The 24,181-nt window shown below is 35.7% G+C and carries 22 protein-coding genes; 8 read left to right on the forward strand and 14 right to left on the reverse strand.

Going from position 1 to position 24,181, the window contains the following annotated elements:
- From ccoN to nhaA, 4 genes are all read right to left on the reverse strand, one after another.
- Window positions 1–2,202: a cytochrome-c oxidase, cbb3-type subunit I gene (gene ccoN / locus B5X51_RS00815; RefSeq protein ID WP_079718968.1), complete on the reverse strand. Its 2,202-nt coding sequence runs from the start codon at window positions 2,200–2,202 to the stop codon at window positions 1–3.
- Between the two features lie 2 nt (window positions 2,203–2,204).
- A complete protein-coding gene (gene ccoS, locus B5X51_RS00820; protein ID WP_079718969.1) occupies window positions 2,205–2,399 on the reverse strand; it encodes a cbb3-type cytochrome oxidase assembly protein CcoS in 195 nt (64 codons plus the stop codon).
- Window positions 2,400–2,462: 63 nt separating this feature from the next.
- Window positions 2,463–4,862 carry a heavy metal translocating P-type ATPase gene (locus tag B5X51_RS00825; RefSeq protein ID WP_079718970.1) on the reverse strand — a complete coding sequence of 800 codons (2,400 nt, stop codon included), beginning with the start codon at window positions 4,860–4,862 and terminating at the stop codon, window positions 2,463–2,465.
- Between the two features lie 73 nt (window positions 4,863–4,935).
- Window positions 4,936–6,261, reverse strand: coding sequence for a Na+/H+ antiporter NhaA (nhaA, locus tag B5X51_RS00830; protein WP_079718971.1), 1,326 nt, complete (start codon window positions 6,259–6,261; stop codon window positions 4,936–4,938).
- 226 nt (window positions 6,262–6,487) lie between these two features.
- Between nhaA and corA the strand changes: the two genes are divergently transcribed.
- A complete protein-coding gene (gene corA, locus B5X51_RS00835; protein WP_079718972.1) occupies window positions 6,488–7,564 on the forward strand; it encodes a magnesium/cobalt transporter CorA in 1,077 nt (358 codons plus the stop codon).
- A 13-nt stretch (window positions 7,565–7,577) separates the two neighbouring features.
- Window positions 7,578–8,699, forward strand: coding sequence for a lactonase family protein (locus B5X51_RS00840; RefSeq protein WP_079718973.1), 1,122 nt, complete (start codon window positions 7,578–7,580; stop codon window positions 8,697–8,699).
- Between the two features lie 120 nt (window positions 8,700–8,819).
- Here B5X51_RS00840 and B5X51_RS00845 read toward each other — a convergent pair whose 3' ends face one another.
- The 6 genes from B5X51_RS00845 to B5X51_RS00870 form a co-directional block, all read right to left on the reverse strand.
- Complete coding sequence (locus tag B5X51_RS00845) at window positions 8,820–9,740, reverse strand: succinylglutamate desuccinylase/aspartoacylase domain-containing protein (protein ID WP_079718974.1); 921 nt, start codon at window positions 9,738–9,740, stop codon at window positions 8,820–8,822.
- 23 nt (window positions 9,741–9,763) lie between these two features.
- On the reverse strand, window positions 9,764–10,813 hold the full coding sequence (locus tag B5X51_RS00850; protein ID WP_079718975.1) for a glutathione synthetase: 1,050 nt from the start codon (window positions 10,811–10,813) through the stop codon (window positions 9,764–9,766).
- A complete protein-coding gene (locus B5X51_RS00855) occupies window positions 10,810–12,657 on the reverse strand; it encodes a peptidase MATCAP family protein (protein WP_079718976.1) in 1,848 nt (615 codons plus the stop codon). The genes B5X51_RS00850 and B5X51_RS00855 overlap by 4 nt, the downstream gene beginning before the upstream one ends.
- Before the next feature lie 239 nt (window positions 12,658–12,896).
- Window positions 12,897–13,985, reverse strand: coding sequence for an endonuclease/exonuclease/phosphatase family protein (locus B5X51_RS00860; RefSeq protein WP_079718977.1), 1,089 nt, complete (start codon window positions 13,983–13,985; stop codon window positions 12,897–12,899).
- A gap of 177 nt (window positions 13,986–14,162) precedes the next feature.
- A complete protein-coding gene (locus B5X51_RS00865) occupies window positions 14,163–15,464 on the reverse strand; it encodes a mechanosensitive ion channel family protein (protein ID WP_079718978.1) in 1,302 nt (433 codons plus the stop codon).
- Window positions 15,465–15,467: 3 nt separating this feature from the next.
- Window positions 15,468–15,752, reverse strand: coding sequence for a DUF3817 domain-containing protein (locus B5X51_RS00870; RefSeq protein WP_079718979.1), 285 nt, complete (start codon window positions 15,750–15,752; stop codon window positions 15,468–15,470).
- A gap of 154 nt (window positions 15,753–15,906) precedes the next feature.
- On the opposite strand from B5X51_RS00870, the gene galE reads away from it, so the two are divergent.
- Window positions 15,907–16,947, forward strand: a complete 1,041-nt coding sequence (galE, locus tag B5X51_RS00875; protein WP_079718980.1) for a UDP-glucose 4-epimerase GalE — start codon at window positions 15,907–15,909, stop codon at window positions 16,945–16,947.
- 101 nt (window positions 16,948–17,048) lie between these two features.
- On the opposite strand, the gene B5X51_RS00880 is transcribed toward galE, so the two are convergent.
- The 4 genes from B5X51_RS00880 to B5X51_RS00895 form a co-directional block, all read right to left on the reverse strand.
- On the reverse strand, window positions 17,049–17,207 hold the full coding sequence (locus tag B5X51_RS00880; protein ID WP_079718981.1) for a YqaE/Pmp3 family membrane protein: 159 nt from the start codon (window positions 17,205–17,207) through the stop codon (window positions 17,049–17,051).
- Window positions 17,208–17,296: 89 nt separating this feature from the next.
- Window positions 17,297–18,070 carry a DUF1206 domain-containing protein gene (locus tag B5X51_RS00885; RefSeq protein ID WP_079718982.1) on the reverse strand — a complete coding sequence of 258 codons (774 nt, stop codon included), beginning with the start codon at window positions 18,068–18,070 and terminating at the stop codon, window positions 17,297–17,299.
- 82 nt (window positions 18,071–18,152) lie between these two features.
- Window positions 18,153–18,770, reverse strand: coding sequence for a YqaA family protein (locus B5X51_RS00890; RefSeq protein ID WP_079718983.1), 618 nt, complete (start codon window positions 18,768–18,770; stop codon window positions 18,153–18,155).
- 187 nt (window positions 18,771–18,957) lie between these two features.
- A complete protein-coding gene (locus tag B5X51_RS00895) occupies window positions 18,958–19,332 on the reverse strand; it encodes a hypothetical protein (RefSeq protein WP_079718984.1) in 375 nt (124 codons plus the stop codon).
- A 280-nt stretch (window positions 19,333–19,612) separates the two neighbouring features.
- Between B5X51_RS00895 and B5X51_RS00900 the strand changes: the two genes are divergently transcribed.
- The 5 genes from B5X51_RS00900 to B5X51_RS00920 all read left to right on the forward strand — a co-directional run bounded on the left by B5X51_RS00900 (window position 19,613) and on the right by B5X51_RS00920 (window position 24,027).
- Window positions 19,613–20,323, forward strand: a complete 711-nt coding sequence (locus B5X51_RS00900; protein ID WP_079718985.1) for an SDR family oxidoreductase — start codon at window positions 19,613–19,615, stop codon at window positions 20,321–20,323.
- Window positions 20,324–20,522: 199 nt separating this feature from the next.
- Window positions 20,523–20,855 carry an ArsR/SmtB family transcription factor gene (locus B5X51_RS00905; protein ID WP_079718986.1) on the forward strand — a complete coding sequence of 111 codons (333 nt, stop codon included), beginning with the start codon at window positions 20,523–20,525 and terminating at the stop codon, window positions 20,853–20,855.
- A 179-nt stretch (window positions 20,856–21,034) separates the two neighbouring features.
- Window positions 21,035–22,084, forward strand: a complete 1,050-nt coding sequence (arsB, locus tag B5X51_RS00910; RefSeq protein WP_079718987.1) for an ACR3 family arsenite efflux transporter — start codon at window positions 21,035–21,037, stop codon at window positions 22,082–22,084.
- Window positions 22,084–23,139, forward strand: a complete 1,056-nt coding sequence (locus tag B5X51_RS00915) for an ArsO family NAD(P)H-dependent flavin-containing monooxygenase (RefSeq protein WP_079718988.1) — start codon at window positions 22,084–22,086, stop codon at window positions 23,137–23,139. The genes arsB and B5X51_RS00915 overlap by 1 nt, the downstream gene beginning before the upstream one ends.
- A 141-nt stretch (window positions 23,140–23,280) precedes the next feature.
- Window positions 23,281–24,027 carry an SDR family oxidoreductase gene (locus tag B5X51_RS00920; protein ID WP_079718989.1) on the forward strand — a complete coding sequence of 249 codons (747 nt, stop codon included), beginning with the start codon at window positions 23,281–23,283 and terminating at the stop codon, window positions 24,025–24,027.
- The last annotated feature ends 154 nt before the right edge of the window (window positions 24,028–24,181 follow it).

Here is a 24,181-nt window from a genome sequence, read left to right on the forward strand (position 1 = left end):
TTAGTTGGTTTTAGTGTTTGAAACTTCTACATCTTTAGCTTTAATGTCTGTCCCCAGTCTTTGTAGATAGGCGATAAGTGCTACAATTTCACGGTTTCGCATTTCTATGAATTCCTCACCGTTTTTAGCGGCGAATTCTTTTTCGGCTTCGTAGGTTTCAACAAAATCTGGATCGGCATATAGGTTTTTCTCAATTTGAGTTCCCTGTTCTGTCATCCATTGTTGAGCATTTTCAATTTCCTCTGGAGTATATGGTACGCCAAGGGTGCTTAGAGCTTCCATTTTCGCCTCTGTATCGCTTTTGTCAAGTTCATCTGTAATGATCCATTTATAAGCTGGCATAATAGAACCGGCAGAAGTACTTTGCGGATCATACATATGGTTTAGATGCCAGTTGTCAGAATATTTTCCACCTACTCTCATAAGGTCTGGCCCGGTACGTTTACTACCCCATAAGAAAGGATAGTCGTAAACATATTCTCCGGCTTTGGAATATTCACCATAGCGTTCTACTTCACTTCTAAATGGCCTAATCATTTGTGAGTGGCAACCCACACATCCTTCCCGGATATAAATATCCCGACCTTCAAGTTCTAATGGAGTATATGGTTTTACACTGGAAATTACCGGCACATACTCATCTACCATTAACGAGGGCACAATTTGCACTATACCACCAATTAAAATAGCGATAGTTGCGAAGATGGTAAGTTTTACCGGCCTTCTTTCTAACCAGGAGTGATAAGCTTCTCCTGCTGTTCTCTTACGGGTTACTTTTTGAAGTGGAGCAGCTTCAGCTAACTCGTCTTCAACTTCACTTCCCTGTCTAACAGTTTTTACAATATTATAAAGTAAAATAAAAGCTCCTACAATATATAAAGTACCTCCAATAGCACGCATCCAGTACATTGGGATAATTGAACTTACAGTTTCCAAAAAGTTTCCGTAGGTAAGTGTTCCGTCAGGATTAAATTGTTTCCACATAGAAGCCTGAACAAATCCTGCAACGTACATTGGAAGGGTATAAATAATAATACCAAGTGTCCCTATCCAGAAATGAACGTTTGCCAGTTTATTTGAATATAGCTTTGTTTTAAATAATCTTGGTACCAGCCAGTAAACCATACCAAAGGTTAAGAAACCATTCCACGCAAGTGCCCCAACGTGTACGTGAGCAATAATCCAGTCACTAAAGTGAGCAATAGCATTAACGTTTTTAAGGGAAAGCATTGGACCTTCAAAAGTTGCCATCCCGTAACCGGTAATAGCCACTACAAAAAACTTAAGAACAGGATCTGTACGTACTTTATCCCAGGCACCACGCAAGGTTAATAGTCCGTTAATCATACCACCCCAGGATGGAAACAATAGCATTACAGAAAAAGCTACACCAAGGTTTTGCGCCCAATCTGGTAAAGTTGAATATAATAAGTGGTGTGGGCCAGCCCAGATATAAATAAAGATAAGGGACCAAAAGTGGATAATAGAAAGTCTATAAGAATAAACCGGTCTATTAGCTGCTTTTGGAACAAAATAATACATTAAACCTAAAAACGGAGTAGTAAGGAAAAATGCCACCGCATTGTGACCATACCACCACTGTACTAAAGCATCCTGAACACCAGAGTAAAAAGAGTAACTTTTAAAAGCAGTAACAGGAATTTCAATATTATTTACAATATGCAGTACAGCTACGGTTACGAATGTTGCCAGGTAAAACCAGATAGCTACATATAAGTGACGTTGCCTTCTTTTAATCATGGTACCAATTAGGTTGGCTCCAAAAGCAACCCAAACCAAAGCAATAGCAATATCTATTGGCCATTCCAGTTCGGCATACTCTTTAGAACTGGTAAAACCCATAGGCAGCGTGATCGCTGCTGCTACAATTATAGCCTGCCATCCCCAAAAGTTGAAATTACTTAAGAAATCGCTATACATCCGGGCTTTCAGCAAACGCTGGGTAGAGTAGTATACTCCGGCAAAAATAGCATTCCCAACAAAGGCAAAAATCACCGCATTGGTGTGCAATGGTCTTAAACGACCAAAACTTAACCATGGAATTCCATCGGTTATGTTAGGGAATAAAAACATAAAGGCGAGCAGCAGCCCTACACTCATCCCTACTATACCCCAGAAAAGGGTAGCCATAGTAAACTTTTTTACGATTTTATTATCGTAATGAAACTGTTCTACTTCCATAGTTAATTAGATTTCTTGTTTTTGGTGGAATTGGATTTATCTGATTTTGGTTTTACTAATTCGTCGTCAAATAACATTCTTACCGATGGGGTGTAGACATCATCATATTGTCCTTTTTTAACAGAAAAAATAAAAGCGACAAAAAAGATGAGAGCTACCAGTACACTTAAAGCTAGTAAGAGGTAAATGATGTTCATATAAATTGAATTATTTGCAAACTTAAAACTGTGTTAAAATCTAAAATATGATTTAAATCAGTTTTACCCTAATACAGTCTTAATTTTTTTTCCCGCAAGGTTTGTTGCCAGGGTTGAAAAAGCAACAATACTAATAGAACTTAGCGGCATTAGTATGGCTGCAATTACCGGCATTAAATTACCGGTTACAGCAAATGCAAGGCCTACCACGTTATAGCATAGACTTAGTGCGAAGCTCCATTTAATTATTTTTATTCCTTTTGCTGAAAGTTGAAAATACTTGTTTAACCGGGTTAGGTTTGAAGCTTCCAGAATACCATCACAAGCCGGGGAGAAAACGTTAATATTTTCTGAAATAGCAATTCCAACATCACTTTGGGCAAGTGCCCCCGCATCGTTGAGTCCGTCGCCAATCATCATAACCGATTTACCTTCTTGCTGAAGCTTTTTTATAAAATTGAGCTTATCGTCTGGTTTTTGATTGAAGTAAAATTTGGTATTTAAAGGTAGCATATTTTCCAGCCTTTCCTTTTCACCATCATTATCTCCAGAAAGTATAAAGAGTTGTTTGTTTTCACCCAGGTCCTTAAAAAGTTTTGCAAGGCCTTCGCGATAAGAATTTTTAAAAACATAGCAACCTTTATATTCTTTATTACTACTTATATGTACCGTGGTTTTGTTTAGCTCTTTGGTTTCAGTAGGATTATCTTTTACAAAAGTTTCAGAACCAATTTTCATCTTACTACCGTTACTTTCAGAACTAATTCCTTTTCCGGTATGTTCATGAAATTCATCTAAACTCTTAATGTTGTTTTTATCCAGGATTTGGTAGAGCTGCCTGCTTAAAGGATGCCCTGATGCTCTTAAACTACTGGTTAACAAACTTTGTTCTTCAGCATTAAGCTTTAGGCCTTCATAGAAAACCTCGGTTTTTCTATTTGAAGTAATTGTTCCGGTTTTATCAAAAACAACACAATCTATTTTTGCAATTTGCTCAATAACACCGGCTTCTTTTAAGTAGAATTTATTTCTTCCGAAGATGCGAAGTAAATTTCCAAGAGTAAATGGCGTTGCGAGAGCTATAGCACATGGGCAGGCAATAATTAATACCGCGGTAAACACATTTAAGGCCTTGGATGGATCATAAACCAGCCAAAACAAAGTTGCTAAAAAGGCAATACTTAAAACTCCGGTGGTAAATCGTTTACTAATTTGATTGATTAACGTCTGAAAATGCCCTTTTTTGTCTTTATCAAAAACTTCATTACTCCAAAGTTTAGTAAGATAACTTTGGTCTATGGCCTTTATGGCTTCAATTTCAAGGATACCACCCTGCTGCCTTCCTCCGGCATAAAGGGTTTCACCAGATTCTTTTCTAACGGCTTCGGCTTCCCCGGTTACAAAACTGTAATCTATGCTTGCCTGGCCTTTCATTAAAACAGCATCTATTGGAATTAATTCGCCATTTCTTATTAAAATGCGATCTCCAGTTTTTATATTATAAACCTGTACCTGTTCCTCTACAGTTTCATTAGCGTTATTCTTTGTTATACGCGTTACCGCCATTGGGAAATAGGACTTATAATCCCTCTCAAAAGACAGGTAGGAATAGGTTTTTTGCTGAAAAAACTTCCCTAGAAGCAGAAAGAACACCAGGCCAGTAAGACTATCAAAAAAGCCGGTTCCCAGATCTAAGAGAATTTCTGTAGTACTTCTTATAAAAAGCACGGCAATTCCTAAAGCAATAGGTACGTCTATATTTAAGATTTTAGCTCTTAAACCTTTAAATGCTGAAATAAAATAATCTGATCCCGAATAAAAAACCACCGGTAATGAAAAAGCGAACATTAACCAGCGGAATAAATATTTAAATTGATCCAGCCAGAACTCTTTCACTTCAAAATATTCGGGGAAAGAAAGAAACATTACGTTTCCAAAAGCAAATCCGGCAACACCAAGCTTATAGATTAGGCTTCGGTTTATATTATGATCCTTTTCGTCATAATCTTTCAGGGAAATATAGGGTTCGTAGCCAATTCTACTTAGTAGGTAAACCAATTCTTTAAGACTTATTTTTTCTGAAGAAAAACTTATTCGAACTGTTTTCTTCGGAAAATCTACCTGGGCCGATTTTACTCCTTTGTTAAGTTTTCCAAGATTTTCTAAAACCCAAATACAGGAACTACAGTGCATAGAAGGCACCAGGAAATTTGCAATTTGAGTGTTATTTTCATTGAATTCTAAAAGCTTTTCAGCTATTTCTGGATTGTCCAGAAAATCGAATTTACCCTCTGAAGCAGCTGGAGAAATTCCTGGTTTTTCCTGAAGGTCATAATAATAAGTAAGATCGCTTTCGTTTAATATTTCATAAACGGTTTTACACCCATGGCAACAGAAATCCTTTTCCTGAAAAACAAGGTGTTCATCTTTACATTCTTCACCACAGTGAAAGCAGCTGGTCATACTTACCAAATTTTAGCTGCAAATTTCGTGAAATTGTATTTATTTAATATGATAGGGATCAGATTTAACTCAACTAATTTCCATTACCGATTTTTCGCAAATAAAAGTAACCAGTTAATCCTGCCATTAAAGAAGCTAACAATATTCCAATTTTTGCCTGAGACATATAGTTTTCGTTCTCAAAAGCGAGGTCTGTAATAAATAGCGACATGGTGAATCCAATTGCCGCAAGAAAGCCAATACCATAAACGTGTTTCCATTTTACTTTTTGTGGAAGTGCTGCAATTTTAAACCAGACCATTAGTTTTGAGAATAAAACCACTCCAATAAATTTTCCGAAAATGAGTCCACCAACAACACCAAGCATTACCGGACTTACAACTGAGTCAAAAGAGGTTTCTCCAAGGCTAACCCCTGCATTGGCAAATGCAAATAATGGCAGTATCACAAAGCTCACAAATGGATGGAGTGCATGTTCCAGGCGTTGCAGTGGGGGAGTGGCATCTTCGGTTAAGGAAGAGAATTTTTCTATGGTAAGTGTAATATGCTCTTCAGATTCTTTGGGATTCTTTTTTCTATTTCTAAATTCTTCCTGGATTTCATAACCCAAAAGTTTAGATTTTCTAAGGAATAAAGGGGTGTTAATTTTTTTGGTATTCGGGATTGCGAAGGCTGCTAAAACTGCCGCGATAGTAGCGTGAACTCCTGAAAGTAAAATTGCCAGCCATAAACCACCAATTCCCATTACAGCATAAAAAAGTGTATTTCTAATTCCAATTAAATTGGCGGCAGCCAGGATCAAAATAAAAACTCCGGCAATAGCGAGGCTTTGTATAGAAATATCTGATGTATAGAAAAATGCGATTACCAGCACCGCGCCAAGGTCATCTACTATGGCAATAGCGGTTAAAAACACTTTTAGAGGTAATGGAACCCGATCTCCAAGAAGATAAAGAATCCCGAGGGCAAAAGCGATATCTGTAGCCATAGGAATTCCCCAACCCGACACAGAATCCAATCCATTATTAAAGTAAAAAAAAATAAGTGCGGGAAAAAGCATACCACCAATTGCAGCTCCTATAGGAAGCATAGATTTTTTAATACTTGAAAGTTCACCCTGCAGAATTTCCCGTTTAAGCTCAAGACCAATCATAAAAAAGAAGATAGACATAAGTCCGTCGTTAATCCAATGCAATAAATTTTTTCTTATTATAAAGTCATTAATTCCTAAATGAATGTACTGCTTCCAAAGATTATGATAAGCGTCAGCTAAAGGAGAATTGGCCACTATCATGGCTAGTAAGGCCGAAAAAATAAGCACTAAACCTACAGATGTTTTTTTCTCTATAAAATTCTTGATTGGAAGCAGAAGGTAGATGTCAAGACGTGTTTTTTTCATAGTATTCTTTCTTTGTAGAGAGCTGTATAGTACATATTAATAAAACTATTACCATTTTAGCGATGTAGATATGATGAAACTCAGTTTTTTAGATAATTCACGGTAATGAAACTTTATTTATCATATAGGCTTTTTTCTTATTCGCTGTTATGCAATTAGCTCATCAATTTTTAAAATATTTCTAAAAAACAAAACTTTACTACCTTTAGGCCTATAAAGTATATATATGGTAAAAAAACTAACCCAAAGTTTGCGCAGGCCTAAAATGAAGTCTGTAAACCAACCTCCGGGAACGGTAACTTATGTAGGAAGAAAAGAATCTGGCGAAACTAAGCTTGAAGTAATAGATTATAATAAAAACAACTTCGAAAAACTTACTTCTTCCACTACCGAAGATGCTTTTAAATTTGAAGCAGAAGATCGCATTACCTGGTTTAATATAGATGGCTTAAGTAATACAGCCGAAATTGAAAAACTTGGAAAGTATTACGATCTCCATCCTCTAATTATTGAAGATATTGTAAATACAACGCAGCGTCCAAAGATAGATGAGTATGAAGATTATCTATTTATAGTGGCAAAAATGTTATATCACCAGGATGGAAAATTGGTTAATGAGCATATAAGTTTTGTTTTGGGTAATAATTATGTACTAACATTTCAAGAAGCAGGAGGAGATGTTTTTGATGGAGTTCGGGGTAGGCTTGAAAAATCTTACGGGCGTATACGAAGTAATGGATCAGACTATCTTGTATTTGCGTTGTTAGATGCTATTGTAGATCATTACTTTCTAGTGGTAGACGAGTTAAGCGAAAAAGTGGAGGCCCTGGAAGAGCAGCTTTTTGAAAGTCAGCCTAGTGATGATATTACCTATGAAATTCAAGACCTTAAAAGATCTATTTTAAGAGTTAGAAGGGCCGTGTTTCCTCTAAAAGAAGTTATTTTTAGGTTTCAGAAAATGGAAAATGAGCTTATAAAAAGCCGAACAAGAAATTATATCAACGACCTGCATGACCATATATTACAAGTTTCAGAAAATATAGATCTCTATAGAGAAATGGCCTGGGGGCTTATGGATATGTATATGACTACTATTAGCAATAAAATGAACGAGGTAATGAAGGTTTTAACTATAATGGCCTCAATTTTTATCCCACTTACTTTTATCGCAGGAATTTACGGAATGAATTTTCAATATATGCCAGAGCTACAATGGGAATATAGCTACTTTGTACTTTGGGGAATAATGATTGCAATTTTTCTATTGATGATCTTTTATTTTAAACGAAAAAAATGGCTATAACTCAATTAAAAATATGATACGATTTACTTTAATTACGCTTGCCTTGATCTTAACTGCAAGCTGCACGGCGCAAAAAACTGAGGTTCCTGTTTATATTGGAACTTATACTAAAAAGGAGGGGCACGTAGATGGCAAAGCTAAAGGAATATTCTTAGCGATGCAGGATCCAGAAAATGGAAGTTTACAACCCAAAAATACCGTCGCTGAAATTACTAATCCCAGTTTTGTTAAAGTTTCTAAAGATGGAAAAAATCTTTATGCAGTAAGCGAATTGGGAAGTGGGAATGTAGATTCGGTTTTTATTTATTCCTATAAAATAAATAAAGACAATAGCCTGAAAGAGCTTGGCAAAATTTCTACTGAAAGTTTTGCACCCTGCCATATTGAATTGGATAAGACTGGCGACTATATTTTTGTTTCCAATTATTTAGGAGGGGTTGTGATGGTTTATAAAAGAGATAAGGGAGGGAATCTTCAAAAACAACAAAAGCTTCAACTTGAAAATGCAGAAGACTCCAATGCTCATTCGGTTTCAATTTCTTCTGATAATAAAACAGCTTATATTTCTGATCTTGGAAACGATAAAATATGGATATATAATTTTGATGAACAAACAGGAAAATTAAGCCCTAAAGAAAAATATTTTGTTCAATTAAAGGAAAATTCAGGGCCCAGACACTTTGATTTTTCTAAAGATAATAACTTCGCGTTTTCCCTAAACGAGATTAACTCTACCATAAGCGTTTTTGATATTGAAGAAAATGGCAACCTGGAAATTATTCAAAATATTTCAAGTCTACCTGAAGCTTTTAAAGGAAACAATTCTGGTGCAGATATTCATGTGCATCCATCGGGAAAATTTTTATATGCTTCTAATCGTGGGCATAATAGCATTGTAGCTTTTAAGATAAATGAAGATTCAGGAAAATTAAGTGTGATTGGTCACTATCCAACAAAGGGGGAAACCCCAAGAAATTTTGCGATTTCTCCAGGTGGGAAATTCCTGTATGCAGCTAATCAGGATACTTCAACAATCAGTAATTTTAAGGTGAACTCAAATACCGGTGAACTAGAGGACCATTTACTTCCTATTGAAGTAATGTCTCCCGTTTGTGTGGAGTTTGCTGAAAATTGATTCAACTAAGAAATTGATTTTATAAAAAGTCCTCACAGGTTTTAAAAACCTGTGAGGACTCCTTTAAATTCCAAGGGCTTAGATTCTGAAATAAATTCAGAATGACCTAAGGTTTCACAATTACCTTCCTTCAACTTCCTCAATTATAAAAAAGCCGTCATTGCCTTGAGATTGATAAAGGGGCATAAAGATTCTGGCATCCCATTCACTTTTCAACTCCTTTCCATTCTGTCTTGCAAGGAGTTCTCCTTTTTTAATTTTCTGAAAATTCTCGTATCCAGGTTCCATTTTAAAAGTATCCGAATCTTTTAATCCATGGCGATGAACCAACTCGAAGGTTTTTTGCTCTGGAGCATTCTTTTCAGCAAAATGATTTACACAGTCTGGATATGTTTCAATTTGAGATAAATCTAAATTACAGGCTTCTTTTAAGGCCAACCAAATTACACCTTCATGATTTTCAACAGAAGCTTTATCTTCATGCTGCCCAGCTTCGAAAACAAAACCTGTCATTCCTATTCGACTAAGATAATGGTCTATATCCCCGGTTATAATATCACTAAATCCCCGTACTATAAAGGTTGGAAAATTGTGTGCCCACTTATCGTTATCATTTACTTCTTGCACAGAGACATAGGGCAGACTAGCCGATGAAGTAGTATGGCAATCCAGGAAATATCTTTTATTGAATTTTTTTTCCGGAAATTGATTTAAAATTTCAATAATCTCCCACATTTCCTTTTGCTCGTGGGTTTCATCCTTTTTTTGTTTGATGTTTTCTTCGGTCCACACTCTATTTAAGTCTTCATCTATATATCGCTTATTTTGATTTAGCGCTTTGTGATTTCCGGATACCCCAACCAATATTCCTTCAATTTTTGGCTTGGTTGTTTCTAATTGCTTAAAAACTTCTTCCAGAGCCTGGACTCCGCTAGGTTCATTACCATGAATGCCGGCGGTAACAAAAAGTAAAGGTCCTTTTTTATTGCTGGTATATTTCCCTATTATTCTGGGAATATGTGTGTCTGGTTTGTTGCTCATAATAAGTTCCTTTTAAATATTGTTTATTCCATACAGGCTATTTCCCTGTTGGTAAATTGATTCCCATAAAGAGTTTTATATTCAACTTTACGTTCTATAGCTTCAATTACTACATCAGAGAATTCGGGTAATCCTATATCTTTAAAATGTTCCATACCACCAGGGCTTAGCACATTAATTTCTATCAATTTATCTTTTACTACATCAAGGCCTACAAAGAAGAGTCCGTCACGAATAAGTTTTGGTGCGGTAAGATCTACAATGCGTTGCATCTCTGGAGTAAGTTCACTACTATCTGCTGTGGCACCTAGAGCAAAATTACTTCTAAATTCACCTTCTCCGCTAACACGTCTAATAATAGCCTGTTTCCCATCTTTTACCATTACCCGTCCATTCATTAAAATAATTCTAACGTCACCATCTTTAACAGCCGGTAAAAATTCCTGGGCAATAACGTAACCCTTTTGGCTAATAGTTTCAATGATCTGGTTAATATTTTTTTCGTTTTCATCTACAAGGAAAACATTTTGTCCTCCCGAGCCTTCTAGTGGTTTTAAAACAATCTTTTTATTATTTTTCTCCCAGAATTCTAAAATGTCTTCTTTTTTCCTGGTAATTAAAGAATTGGGCTTTATTTCTGCCGGGAGTTCCTCGAAGTAAAGTTTATCAATAAAGGCATTAGAAAGTGCATAAGCATCGTTTAGCACCAATACCCCTTGTTGCTGCATCATTCTTCCAAAGGCAACTCCAGCTTGCTCTGCCCATTCGCGGCCAGATTCTTCTTCGGTAGGGTTGTTTCTTATAAAGAGCACATCAAGTTTATTTGCTGTAATCTTTTTTTTCCTGGCCTTAGAGCTCTGCAAAGCTTCTAAAAACTTTTTTGGTGATTTGGTTTTGGTATTTGTTGGTACTTGAGTACTGTTAATACTTATAGGAGCATCGTGATGAAAGTTAAAATCTCCCACGCCCATGGCGTAAACATCATGCTCTCTAGAATGAGCCATAGTCATTAACATTACGGAAGTTCCGCAACTTTCAGTTTCAATATCGTTTAATACAAAGCAAATTTTCATTGGGTTATCATTTTTGAAAGGGGAAGCCCCTCCCTGATTAGGCTTAATTTATTGGTCATATTCTCGGTTAATAAATAACTTGGGCGCAATGCGCTTGTTTTTAGTACTTTTCTTTCGGTTAATTCTTCTATAATTTTGGTGTGCTTTAATCCAAATTTACCGGCAAGTAAAGGTTCATACTCTCCACCGTTTTGTAAGTGATCACGAAGTTGCACCAAACCTTTTAAGTAAATAATATCTTTTAAGAAACCACCTCCCTGCATAATTCTGGAAGTAATATTAAAAGCTCTATGAGCAGAAAATCCATAGTCCATTTTTAGTAGTCTAAATAACTGAGGAAATTCGGCTCCTTCCATTAATGCTGATCCAGCGATAACCCTTCCGGCTAGGGTTCTCAATCTATTAGCGGTAAGTCCGTCTACTAAATATTCAGACATTACAGCCAGGCCTTCCTGTAAGGGATCATAATCTGCCAAACCACTACTTAGTAACTCTAAAGGTTGCTGGGTACCATTATAATGGGTAAGTACGTGAGTACCAACTTCGTGTTGAATAAGTGCCGTGGCTTCGGTTTTATTCATTTTATAATCTGCCGGGATATAGAGTTCCCCATTGTTAACCATCATAATATTTACATCCTTCCGGATATGAACCTTGCTTTTAAAATTTTCATCCTGTTCGGCAAAATAATCGAATTCACGCCGGGCAAGGCTACTAAAGCCTTTTGCATCTATAAACTCGGTATTCTCATCTTCTTCAGCTTCATCAACTTCCCTAAGAATTGCTCCGGCTTCTTCGCTTAGCTTAGGGCTTAAACCTTTATACAGTCTAATGCTATTATAGAAGAAATTGGAGGTGCCACGTTCACTCAACATGGTGATCTGTTGATCTAGTTCTTCCCGTTTTTCTCTAAAGATATGAGACATAGCAGGATCGTCTATATCTTCAATTTTCAAGTTGTAAAGTTCTCTTTTTAAAAGATCTGGATCTATGGGAAGTAACCTATAGTGATAATCTAATACCTTTTCGTATTTGCTTTCAAAAAAAGTGTTTTTTATATCCTGGATATTGGCGGGTGAAACTAACCATAGAAACTGGTAAGAGCGTTCTATTTTTGCCAGGGCTTTATCTATTTCAAATACTTTTTCTTTTAAGTGTTTTCTGCCTAAAGCAAGATAACTTCCCACCCCACTGGTGGTTTGAACTCGCACATAATCGTAAATTGCTTTATGAATACAGGTTATAAGGTAATCCTTAAACTGTCTTAAAAAAACAGGGTAAACCTGGTTGTTCTCATTACGAAACACCGGTGGTATTTCAAGTCCGACAACTACCGCACCAGATTTCTTCGCTTTATCAATACTTAATATTTCCTGATCACCTTCTTTTTGGCGCTTTGGAGTATCTTTTATCTCTGCCTTTAAATAAAGTCCAGAAAATATCTCGTTTATTTTATTGAGCTCTCTTTGTAGCGCTTTTATAGAGGTAGGCAGCTTTTCTGCAGGTGCTTTTATAGTAAAGCAGTTATTAGGTTCCCCTGTATAGATTTCAAAAACCATATAGGATTTAAATTCCGTAGAGAGTTTATCGGCTAATGCATAGATAAGATTTTGGTAGGCTTCAAAAAACTTATCTCCAATTAAAAGATAAGAAGCCTCGCTTAAAATTATTCGCTCTGTACCTTCATCATTTTCTCTTTTTCGGTATACGATCAAATAAGGTAAATTATCTTCTATATGAATTAAACCGCCTCCCGGAAGCGAAGCGCTTAGTTTACCATCTTCTTCAAGGATTGTTAAAATTTGTTTAATTGATTTCTCCGATAATTCAGATATATTCAGCATTCTTAGTTTCTTCTATAGTTTTTAAATTGAATATTATTATTCTATAACCACTGTTTTAAAGCGAAATAATAGCTCTAAACGGGCTTGAACAATAATTAAATTTAGAAAGAAAACCAGGGAATACTAGCTCGTAAACCTACTTTGGGTTTTATTTAAGAGATTTGGTGAAAATTACTTAAAAGCCCTAAAAATTAGATGCTAGCTGTTATTGATGAAGGAAATTACAAGATTGAAAAGGCTTACTTTTTATCCTTGGCCTCTTCTTTAGCCTTTTTTTTCAATTTCTCAAGTTGCTCGCGTGCATTCTTTATTTCTTCTTCTGTAGCAGGCTCCGGTTTTTGTTCTGCAGCCTTTTCAGGTTCAAGATTCAGTTCTATATAAAGAGGTAAGTGATCTGAATCTATTTTGCTGCCCAGTTTAAAATCTGCAACCCTAAATTCTTCGGTTACAAAAACATGATCTAAAGACCAACGCATCAAAAAACTACTGGCATCAAAGGTATTATAGAAGCCGCGACCAATCCTGGTATTTAATAACCCACCAACATTTTGGAATAGGGCTGTGGTAGCAGACCATGCCACATCGTTAAAATCTCCAGCCACTAAAACAGGTAATTTGGAATCTCTGGCCATAAACGCCACTTTCATCATCTCTGCGTCCCTATCTGTAGAAGATGGGTTGTGCTGGGGCATAGGAGGTGTTGGGTGAATGGCGTGAAACATAATTTCTTTGCCAGACCTTAATTCCAGAATACTATGAATAGAAGGAATACTATCGTCTACCAAATAACTAACCTTTGGATTTTTAAGTGCTAACCTTGAGTAAAGTAACACCCCATAAGTATTATCTAAGGGAGCTTCAACTTTATAAGGATAGGAAGCCGTTATTTCAGCAAGATCACTTTTCCAACGGGTATTGGTTTCAGTGAAAAGTAAAACATCCGGATTTTGCTTTTTTATATCTGCTATTATCAAATCTGGATTTTCATTCTTTTGCAACACATTGGCCGTATAAAGGCTAAATTTATTGCTAAAATTCTCTTCGGAAACCTGGCCAACCTCATAATTTTTATGAGGAAAATAAGGATATATTTTCACTACCTGAAAAAGAAAACAGGCTAAAAGTACGCCCATAAAAATATAATCTTCAGCTCTTTTAATATCAAACCTAATAAAATATGCGGCAATTGCGGTAAGAGTAAGTAGGGTTAATTGAATATGTAAATAATCAAATATTCGTATCCACCAAAAGTCGGCCGCAATTAGTGGAACCAACGTCATCATCACCGCAATAATCCCGAAAACCTGAAGAAATCCTTTTAATGTCATAATTTTTTTATTACCATTTTTGCCAAAAAGATGATGGATTAAATAAAATTAAGAATTTAAATTCCTTTTTTATCGATAATTGAAATTTAAATGCTCCAGGTTTCCCTGGAAATTGAGAAAAATTAATTCCTGGTAGGCTTGCCGAGGGGTAGTTTACTTGGTTAAACTATAGTTTTTCTATTTCAAGTTTGTTCCTGGAATAATTTGCTTATCTAAATAATCTCTTAGATCATCACCTGATGGAGCTTCAAATAATTGAAGGTCAAAATAGGATACGGCAGCTATTACATGATCAAAAATATCGGCTGTAATATATTCAAAGTTTTCCCAACGTTTATCGCGGCTAAAACACAAGATCTCTATAGGAATCCCATGGTCTGTAGGTTGTAAATGACGTACTATAATGTACATCTCTTTGTGAACTGCAGAGTGATTATTTAAATAGGTATCTATATATTTTCTAAAAATACCCAGGTTAGTTTGGTTTCTACCGTTTAGTGGAAGCACAGTATCAACTTCGTGGGTAGTATTGTATTCATTAATTTCATCCTGCCTGTCTTTAAGATAGGTAGCAATTAATTGTATTTTTTTATATTTTTCAAAATCTTCAGAAGTAATAAATTTAACTGAATTCTGCTTGATAAAAACCGAGCGTTTAATTCTTCTTCCCGGCGATTCCTGCATTCCGCGCCAGTTCTGAAAAGATTCAGAAATAAGGCTGTAAGTAGGAATAGAGGTAAATGTGTTATCAAAATTCTGAACTCGAACGGTAGCAAGGGTAATTTCGGTTACCGTACCATCGGCCCCGTATTTACTAAAAGTTATCCAGTCGCCAATTCTAACAATATCGTTTACACTAACCTGTATAGAAGCTACAAACCCCAGGATAGTATCTTTAAAAATTAATAATAAAATAGCTGATGCGGCACCAAGAGAAATAATAAAATTTATAACATCCTTGCCGGTAATTTCTGCAACAATAAATAGTAGTGCGAATAACCAGACAATAATCATCACTACCTGTATATAACTTTCTACGGGTTTATCATGGAAAGATTCTAAAGTTCGTAAGTAAGCTTTTGTCCCGCGTAAGATGCTTCTTATAATCCAAACGATAAGAAGTATTATATATATGTCTACAACAAAATAAAAAGATTTAATAGCCAGGGGAAACTCGAATAGAATATAAGGAACCGTAATATATATGATGTATATTGGAAGAATCTGTCCTATATATTGTGGGAATTTAGTTTTTATAAGAAAGTCATCAAAAGAAGTGGTGGTCTTGTTAGTGAAACTTTTAAAAGCCTCGATCACAAAATTCTTTATGAGGTAGTTTACTCCAAAAATTATAAGAATAAGAATCAGGATATTTAATAGCAAATTAAGGTAAATCGCCACTGTAGAGTTTACGCCCTGGTCTATTAAGAAATTTTCAAAAAGACAGATTAGATTCTTAAATCCTTCCTCGATATCCATAGTTTAAAGATATTTTTTTTCAACATAAAAAGGACCAAAAGGGACCAAAGAACAACCAAGCACTATTAATAATGACTTAAAATTCCAATTTAGTGGTTTATACAACCAAACAGCACCCATAACATAGGCGATAAAAAGTACACCATGAGCCATTCCAATTTGTTGTACCATTTCTGGCATTTCCCAAATATATTTTAGCGGCATTGCTATAAATAATAATAATAAAAATGAAAGCCCTTCCAGGATACTTACATATTTAAAAACCTTTTTTTGCTTTTCTAGGGACATAGTTTAAAATTTAGATTGCAAATATAGGTTTTATAGAGAATCTGGTAATTTAGAATAGACTTTTCCTTTAAATATTTAGTGGTGAATTTCTATTTCACAGGCAGGTTTAGCAAATTCATTTTTATTAATTTGCATCTTAATTAAAATAAAAGAAATGAGCTCAAAAATATTGGTAACCGGCGGACTTGGTTTTATAGGTTCTCATACCGTTGTAGCACTTCAGGAAAAGGGTTATGAAGTAGTGATTATAGATAATTTGTCTAACTCTTCTATAGATGTACTTGCAGGAATTACTAAAATAACACAACAAACCCCAGCTTTTGAAAACATTGACCTTAGAGATAAGACAAAGGTTAAGGAATTTTTTGAAAAATATCCGAATATTGAAGGAGTGATTCATTTTGCTGCTTCCAAGGCTGTTGGAGAAAGTGTTGAAAACCCTTTACTTTATTATGAAAATAACCTGGCGAGTTTAATTTACTTACTTCAGGAATTGCAGGCAAAAGATAATGCTTATTTTATTTTTAGCTCATCTTGTACGGTATATGGCCAGGCAGATGATTTGCCTATTACCGAAAATGCACCGGTTAAAAAAGCTGAATCTCCTTACGGAAATACGAAGCAAATAGGAGAGGAGATTCTTACCGATACCGCTAAGATTAATAAGAATTTTAAGGCAATTTCGCTTAGATACTTTAATCCAATAGGAGCACACCCTACAGCTGAAATTGGAGAATTACCAATTGGAACGCCTCAAAACTTGATTCCGTTTATTACGCAAACCGCTATTGGAAAAAGAAAAGAACTCTCTGTATTTGGTGACGATTATCCAACGCCAGATGGAACCTGTATAAGAGACTATATCCACGTGATGGATCTTGCCAAAGCGCACGTAGTGGCTCTAGAGCGACTTCAGCAAAAGAAAGAAAAGAGTAATTTTGAAGTCTTTAATCTTGGAACAGGAAAAGGAAGTTCGGTTCTGGAAGTTATTAATTCGTTTGAACGTTCTACCGGAGAAAAGCTGCCTTATAAAATTGTAGGGAGAAGAGAGGGAGACATTGTGGCTGCCTATGCAGATACCCAAAAGGCCAATGAAGAATTAGGCTGGAAAACCGAAAAGCATTTAGATGAAGCTTTAAAAAGCGCCTGGGATTGGCAAAAAGAAGTGGTAAAACGTGAAGAAAAAGACAATTAGTTATCTCATAATCGAGGTTTAGATGTCTTAAGGTTTGCCTTGATGTAAATAAAAAAGGTCTGGAAATAACTCCAGACCTTTTTTATATCGGTTTTAGAAACTTAGCGCGTACCATTCACGATAAAAGCGTGAATAACACCTGGAATCCAGCCAAGCGCGGTTAGTAAAAGACTTATTAAAAATGTCATGCCTAAACCGTGTTTCATAAATACGGCTAGTGGCGGTAGTAAAATGTTTAGAATTATCGTTAACATAATTATTGTTTATTGGTTATTTCAATCGAAATTACATAGAAATAATAGGTCAATAATTAGATTTAACGAGTTCTTGGTAAGGGTTTAACAAAACATCAAGCTTTGAACTTTCTATATCTGGCGAGCATAAAAACATAAATGCTATAGCATACAAAACCAGCGGCTACCACTCCCATTAACCAGGAACCATATTGTGATTCCTGTAAAAACGAAAATGCATCTGTAGTACCTTTCATATTAGAAGTATTTGAGGCTAAGGCTCCTCTTATAAAAATATAAGCCAGGATACCAAATATTATTCCCCGGGCAATGAGACCAAGATAACCGGTGTTTTTAATTGTCTTTCTTTTCTTTTCATCACTAATAGAATCGTAGCCAAAATCTTGTAAAAACTCCTTGGTTTTGGCCTTTTTAAATTGAAATATACCGGCTATGGCTAGTCCGCCACCAATTACAGCAAAAACTACCACACCAAGTGTTCCTGTAAGTCCGCCACCCGAACTTCCTCCAGAAGAACCGGCATTTATTAGCGTCATAAACGCATAAACAGATAAACCTAAATAAATAACAGCACTTATAAAGTATGCTACTCGTTTACCTTTGCCTTTTTTATCATCTCCAATATTTTCGGGATCACTTAAAGATTGGATAAATCTCCAGGCCGCATAGCATAGTAAGCCAAGACCCATTAAAATAAGTAAGGCATTACCAAAAGGTTGCTTTTCTAAAAATTCTATTATCTGTAGTTTACTAGATTTTTGTCCGCCCATATTAAAAGCGGCCATAAAGGTAAGTATTCCGGTAATCCCATATACAGTTGCTTTTGCAACATAACCCACACGGGCCATTTTTTTTAATTTAGAATCCATTTTAAAGTTTAATTTTAAGGTTAGCTTCTTAAAATTAGTTTTTTGAATTCAAAAAAAGGAATACTTGGGAAAAGTTTAATGTTTATACCATTTCAAAAATTACCAGGGCATAAAGGTAAAAACGCACAAAACGTAATAAGCCAAACATTAAGAAACTGGGGAATTGAAATTTTATAATACCTGCTGCAATACTTGTCATTGCAAATGGAATAGGCAATAAAGCTCCTACAATAATTAAAAAGCCACCCCATTTTCTGGTATTTTTAATGTGTTGTGCCATTTTCACTTCAATAGCTTCGTGAACGGCTGGAATTTTAGTCATCCACCTTCCCATAAAATAAGAGATAACCCCACCCAGGTAAGATGCAAGGGCTAATAAAGAAAGGTATAAAATAGGACTGGCAGATTTACCAGACCAGGCGATAAATAATTCAGGAGGAATTAACCCAAGTAAAGATTCTGAAGCAAAGAAAACACTAATAATACCTAAAGGTGAGTAGGTCTCGGTTACCGTAACCAACATGTCTTCAATATCAAGAACAAATCTATCTATAGCCCAAAGTGCAGCTATAAATAAAACGATTGGTAAAATTGCTTTTTTAACGCTATTCCAAACAAAACTGTAAAAACCAGTATAGCTATAATACTGGTGCAATAAGCGTATGCGCGACTTCTTTTTAGATTTCGCATCTTTCTTCATCCAATTCTCCTTTAGCAATTTACTCACTAAGTGAGTTTATCAAGCTTCGGGATTACACCGAATATTAATTTACTCAACTTAATGCCTTATGGGTTTACCCCAAGATTAATTCTTACTGATATATTTCCATAAGATTTTGCCCGATATCTTTCAAATATCAGGCCGTAATACTTTTAAAAGCTACAATCTAATGTTCTTCAGCGTATTCGTTGAATGCGTTCACGTACTCTCGCAATTCAATTTCATTTATACGATTTGAGGGGTCGGCCATTAGGGAAAGTAAATAATCCAGACTTTCCTGACCGGTTGTTTCTTCCTGTACCGGTGCTTCCTCTCCTTCTTCCACTGGCTCATCTCCCGGGATGGCTATATTAAAAGAATCGTAAGCATCTACGTGTTCAAAGGTTAACCTAATTACTTTAGCTAATAAAGGCTGTCCTTCTTCTACTACAAGGGGTCTTAATTCTTTAAGGTCGTTTACCAACGTATTGGTAATAATTCCGTTGCGCATTAAATCACGCTGAATTTTATTGAGTAATTTCTGGGCTTTAATATTATTCAAGAGAAAATAAGTTAATCAGGTTATACTATTTTTTGCAAATGTACTGCTTTCGTGGTTTTATAAAACATTTTAACAAAGAAATTAAGTGTAAATTCAAGAAGCCATAGATAAGATAATGAGTTTGTAAAATTCAATTTTTAATATTAGAAGCCAGGAGAATAAGCCTTAATAAACTTAGACCAGAAAGTTCTTTTAATATTAACAATATCTTAGTCCTAAAGATTTCAGCAAAATAACATTGTTTAGTAACTTTAACTCAATCAAAAAAATAAGAAATATAATGAGTTCATTAAAAGGAAAAGTAGCATTTATAACCGGTGGAAGTAAGGGTATTGGATATGGAGTAGCCCAATCATTATTAGATTTGGGAATGAAGGTGGCTATTACAAGTAGATCTAAAGAAGCAGCTGAAAACGCCGCGAAAGAATTAAGCGCAACTGATGCTTTAGGCCTTGAAGCCGATGTTAGAAATTACGAAAGTCAGGAAAAAGCTGTAAAAGCGGCAATAGATAAATTTGGGCAACTGGATGTAATGGTTGCAAATGCCGGAATTGGACACTTTGGATCTATAGACGAATTATCTCCAGAAAAATGGCAGGAAACGATAGATACCAATTTAACAGGAGTTTTTTATAGCGTTAAGTCCAGTTTAGATGCTTTAGAAAAATCTAAAGGATATCTTATTACTATTTCCAGTCTTGCTGGTACTAATTTCTTTGCCGGTGGAGCTGCCTATAATGCCAGTAAATTTGGCTTAACAGGTTTCACACAAGCGGTGATGTTAGATCTTAGGCAAAAAGGAATTAATGTAAGTACAATTATGCCGGGTTCTGTGGCTACTCATTTTAACGACCATACTCCAAATGAAAAAGATGCCTGGAAAATTCAACCGGAAGATATCGGGGAATTAGTGGTAGATCTATTAAAAATGAATAAACGTACCCTACCAAGTAAGATAGAGGTAAGACCATCGCAACCACCTCAGAAATAATTTATTAAAGAACATAGATTGAGGTTGTTTTAAAGGTTATTTTATCCGTCATTCTGAATTTATTTCAGAATCTAAGTTGTTTTTAATTAAGACATCATAGAAACTGAAAAGAAGTTTGGCTTAACGAAAATTGAACTTTTCAGACAGCCTCTTTTTTAATCTTTTCTTTTATCGTAATATTGCAATAAACAATTTAAAAATGGGTCTTACAAAATCTGAAATATTCACTCCTTCTCAAAATGAACTGGCGGGCATCGCTAAAGTTCTGGGGCATCCTGCAAGAATTGCCATACTTCAGGAAATTATAAAGTCAAAGTCCTGCATTTGCGGCGACCTGGTGCAGGAAGTTGGGCTCGCACAACCTACCATTTCTCAACATTTAAAAGAATTAAAGAATATTGGCTTAATAAAAGGTGATATTGAAGGAACACGGGTTTGCTATTGTATCAATACAGAAAAGTGGGCAAAGGTAAAACAGCTTTTTCATAGTTTTCTTGATACTCATATTCCAAACAAAGATGAGTGTTGCTAATTCGCTAAAAGCGTAACAGACTTCGCAGAATTATTCTTCTGCAAAATTTCAAATCTATTTACTCGATAATCGAGATTGAATGCTCCGAGGCTTGCCTCGAAATCAAATTATATTTTTCAACATTGATGCTTCGTGAGTTTACTCCGAAGTAGTTTACTAAATAAAAATTCTATCTAGTTATGGCTCGAAAAAGAATGGGTTTTCTTGATAAATTTCTAACCCTATGGATTTTCCTGGCAATGTTTATAGGGGTAGCTATTGGCTATTACATGCCACACAGTGCTGGGATTATAGATTCTTATAGTGTGGGCACTACCAATATTCCCATAGCTATTGGATTAATTTTAATGATGTATCCGCCCTTAGCTAAAGTAAATTACAAGTACTTACCAAGTATTTTTAGAAATGTAAAAATTCTTGGCATCTCCTTATTACTTAACTGGATTATAGGTCCCTTGTTGATGTTTTTTCTGGCTATAATTTTTCTTCAGGATCATCCCGAATATATGGTTGGACTTATTTTAATTGGACTTGCGCGGTGTATCGCTATGGTTTTGGTATGGAACGACCTCGCCGAGGGCAGCAGCGAATATGGAGCTGGTTTGGTAGCCTTAAACAGTATTTTTCAGGTGTTTTTCTATAGTTTTTATGCCTGGATCTTTATCACCGTTTTACCACCATATTTTGGGTTTGAAGGTGCTATTGTAGATATTTCTATTGGTACAATTGCTGAGAGCGTGGCTATTTACCTTGGAATTCCATTCCTGGCAGGTTATTTAAGTCGGTTGTTCCTGGTTAGAGCAAAAGGAGAGGCGTGGTATAAAGAAAAGTTTCTTCCGGCAATCTCACCACTAACACTTATTGCCCTTTTATTTACAATTTTAGTGATGTTTAGCCTAAAAGGTGAAACCATCGTAGAAATCCCGATAGATATTGTTTTAATTGCTATTCCGCTGGTAGTTTATTTTATTTTGATGTTTTTTATAAGCTTTTTTGTCTCTAAATATTTCGGTGCTGGATATAAGCAGAATGCTTCCATTTCATTTACCGCAACAGGAAATAATTTTGAACTCGCCATAGCGGTAGCGATTGCTGTCTTCGGAATTGATAGTGGCCAGGCTTTTGCCGGAGTAATTGGGCCGTTGGTTGAAGTTCCGGTTTTAATTGGTTTGGTAAGTGTCGCGTTTTGGTTGAAACAAAAATATTATCCTAAAGAAAAATTAGCATAATGGCTGAAGTTTACGACGTAATAATAATTGGAGGTGGCCAAAGCGGACTCGCCTGCGCTTATTATTTAAGACGAACAAAACTGAATTATTTAATACTTGATGAGCAGGAAAGCTGCGGTGGAGCCTGGCAACAAACATGGAATTCTTTACGGCTTTTCTCTCCGGCAGATCAGTCATCGCTCCCCGGTTGGCTTATGCCTAAGAACGAAGATGGATTTCCACCCAAAGATCACGTGATAAATTATTTGTGCAAGTACGAAGAACGTTATGATTTTCCCGTTAAACGTCCGGTAAAAGTTGAGAATGTAGAAAAAGAATCAGGTGTTTTTAAACTTAAAACTTCAGCAGGATATTTTTCAGCAAAAACAGTAATTTCGACAACCGGAACCTGGAAGGCGCCTTTTATTCCGAAGATAAAAGGAATAGATATTTTCTGCGGAAAACAAATTCATTCGGCTCAATATAAAAATACAGATAAGCTTGAGAATAAGAATGTACTTATTGTTGGGGAAGGAAATTCCGGAGCACAAATTTTAGCCGAAGTTTCTAAAGTAGCAAATAGCAGTTGGGCAACTCTAAGAGATCCCGAATATTTGCCAGACGATGTAGATGGCAGAGTACTTTTTAATGTGGCAACCGCAAAATATAAAGCCGAAAAGGAAGGGAAGAAATTCGATCCCGCAGCCTATAATCTTGGAAATATCGTTATGGTTCCAACAGTTAAGGAAGCCCGGGAAAGGGGAGTGCTCAAAACCAAAGGGAGTTTCACCGAATTCACCGAGAATGGCGTGATTTGGGAAAACGGCACCAAGGAGGATTTTGACCTTGTAATTTGGTGTACCGGCTTTCATTATGCTATGAATCATTTAAATAATATTACAGATAGCGATTCTAAAGGAAAAATTCAAACCGACGGAACAAGAGCCAAAAACACTAGCGGACTTTGGTTAGTAGGTTATGGTGGCTGGACAGGCTATGCTTCTGCTACTTTAATTGGAGTTGGCCGAAGCGCGCGGGCTACCATAAAAGAAATCACTGAATATCTAAAAGACTAAGTTTCCCAATTTTTTAAGAGCTTTTGTGGTTTAATATTGATGCATGTTAGGCTATGCCGTTAAACCCATACTAAAAATCTAAAATTGCTGGGTGGTTACTACACTCTGTCTTAATTTTAAGTAGAACCAAAAAAATTAGATATGAGTATTAAAGGAAAAACTATAATTATAACTGGAGCTTCAAGTGGAATTGGAGAAGCTACCGCTAAAAAATTATCTCACGAGGGCGCTAATGTAGTATTGAGTGCACGCCGTGAAGATAGATTGAATTCTTTGAAAGATGAGATCGTTAAAAATGGCGGAATGGCTCTCGTAGTTCCTGCTGATGTTACAAAGAAAGAAGATTTTAAAAAGGTTGTTTCCTCAACTTTAGAAGAATTTGGAAGTATTGAGGGAATTATAAATAACGCCGGATTAATGCCGCTTTCTTACGTTAAAAATCTACATACCGATGAGTGGGATAAAATGATAAATGTAAATATAAAAGGAGTAACTAACGGTGTTTCTGCAGTGCTACCAACAATGATGGAGCAAAAAAGCGGAAATATAGTGAACATTTCTTCTAGTGCAGCACACAAATATTACCCAGGTGGAGCTGTTTATTGTGCTACCAAAGCAGCGGTAAAAATGTTTACCGAAGGACTTAGAGCAGAATTAGCTCCTCATTACGGAATAAATGTAACTTCTATAGATCCAGGATTTGTATCTACAGAACTAACAGATACCATTACAGATGATGAGATCAAAAAAGATATGGAGCCAATGTTCAAAGAATTAACTCCATTGCAGGCAGAAGATATTGCTGAAGCAATCTATTATTCATTAAATCAGCCAAAAAGAGCTAACATTAATGATGTATATATTATGCCAACAGACCAGGAGCAATAGATTTAACCTCTTACTATTTAAAGAAGGTTGTTAGAAAAGTCTGATCGTCAAGCTGAACTCGTTTCAGCTTCTAATATGTTTTAATTATTACATGCTAGATCCTGAAATGAATTCAGGATGACGATTTAAAAAAATTTCCAACAACCTCTTTTTT

It is taken from the genome of Salegentibacter holothuriorum, assembly GCF_900168045.1.
GTDB classification, from domain to species: Bacteria; Bacteroidota; Bacteroidia; order Flavobacteriales; family Flavobacteriaceae; genus Salegentibacter; species Salegentibacter holothuriorum.